At 45.2% G+C, this 1,479-nt stretch carries 2 protein-coding genes and 1 pseudogene; all 3 read right to left on the reverse strand.

What is annotated here, in order from left to right:
• Positions 1-324: 324 nt before the first annotated feature.
• Complete coding sequence (locus KCO92_RS07200; RefSeq protein WP_104696354.1) at positions 325-597, reverse strand: hypothetical protein; 273 nt, start codon at positions 595-597, stop codon at positions 325-327.
• A gap of 14 nt (positions 598-611) precedes the next feature.
• A complete protein-coding gene (locus tag KCO92_RS07205) occupies positions 612-1,124 on the reverse strand; it encodes a phage major tail tube protein (RefSeq protein ID WP_104696353.1) in 513 nt (170 codons plus the stop codon).
• Positions 1,121-1,479, reverse strand: a pseudogene (locus tag KCO92_RS07210) (phage tail sheath protein); the annotation flags it as partial. The pseudogene KCO92_RS07210 and the gene KCO92_RS07205, both read right to left, overlap by 4 nt.

A 1,479-nucleotide genomic window follows, 5' to 3' on the forward strand; every position in this document is an offset into this window, starting at 1 on the left:
TTGAGTTTAAGGCTGACCTTAAGCCCAAATACAGAGAATTTAAGGCAGAATGCCCACATAGGATCACGATCATGGTTGCGCATGACCGCTCCTTTCTGCCCGGGGGTGATATAGGTTTCCCGGGCCCTCCTATTCTATAGAAATCGTACACGGAATGCAAGTTACCCCAGCGCATTTCAATACTCCCTAGATGCTTTTGTGCTCATTTGATCCCATGTGTCTTTTCCAATATCTCTTTAGCCAACTGCGTGTAAGCCAAAAATTCGCTCACTTGCATGTGCATCACTTCTGTGTACCCAAAGTGCAGGGCATAGCCTAGCAAGGCTACACCCTCTCTGAGTTTTTTGCTTCAATGCCTCTGAATTTGGCAATTGTTTTAGCCAGTTTCTCAAACTCTTCTAGGGGCAGGGCATTGATGAAGCGCTCATCAATCTCGCCCATGGAGCAGTCAAACAAAAGGCTCTTAATTTGAGAGACATCATCGCCCGCCTTCATGGCTTTTTGCAGCTGAAAAAGAGTAGGTTCGCTGAGCTCTACACTCTGCCCGTCTCTAAATTGAAAAATTTCGTGGTGCAATTTCAAAGGTGTTAAAGGCATTGAAACTCCTTGTCTTAACTGATATTTCGATTAATAGCCGCAAACTGATTTTCTCCATTGATGCTAAAGGTGGCGTTAGCCTTGTCATAACTGATCATCTCTTCCTTGTCTAACTTGTATTTGAACACCACCAAACTCATCTCTAAACTGATTTCTACTTCCTTGCCCATCTCGGCCTTAGAGGGCTCACAAGACTTCACAGAGCCCTCTAGCGTGCTCTCTACCTGAATTTCTTTGGGCAAGCCATTTTCATCAGCTCCACTGATATTGTGTTTGAGCGTGATCTTGGCCACTTTAGACTTTTTCAAGGTGTTGAAAATCTCCTTACTCATGGCCTGAAAAGTTATCTTGGCACTCAGAGGTTTGATAATGGGCAAAGCCCGCTCGTACTTGCCAATGCTGGCATTGGCCTCCAAAGTTTCAAACTCAATCTTGGGAGGTTCAAAGTCTTTTAAGACCCCTGCATAGCCATTCCCCTCAATGAAAACATTCCCACCTGTGAAGGCCTGGGGTTCAATGCGTGTCATGCGCTCTCTCCATTGACTTGTTTGATGAGTTCTGTGCCATACTTGCTGACACGATAGATTTTATTGACAATGCACCCCACTAAAGGCATTTCTTGTATTTCTTGTTGCACGTAGAGCACCCCTTCCATGATGGTTTCATTAGTATTCATGTCAGGTGGCAGGCTCATCTGATAGCCCACTACCACATTATTAGCCACCAGACGGCGATAGAAGGCATCTAGGCTGTCAGTCACTTCTTTGAGCGCGTCGTTGAGTTGCAGATCAATAGCGCGCTTTTGGCTGGCTAGAATGCTCTCAATGATGGTATCAAAGATCACAATGGAGTGCAGGCTATCAATGCCCAAATCCTTATCTC

This window comes from Helicobacter salomonis (assembly GCF_017979425.1).
GTDB lineage: Bacteria > Campylobacterota > Campylobacteria > Campylobacterales > Helicobacteraceae > Helicobacter > Helicobacter salomonis.

Excerpts from the sequence above, each read along its gene's own strand:
- KCO92_RS07200 (WP_104696354.1), bottom strand. The coding sequence starts at position 597 with ATGCCTTTAACACCTTTGAAATTGCACCACGAAATTTTTCAATTTAGA.
- KCO92_RS07205 (WP_104696353.1), bottom strand. The coding sequence starts at position 1,124 with ATGACACGCATTGAACCCCAGGCCTTCACAGGTGGGAATGTTTTCATT.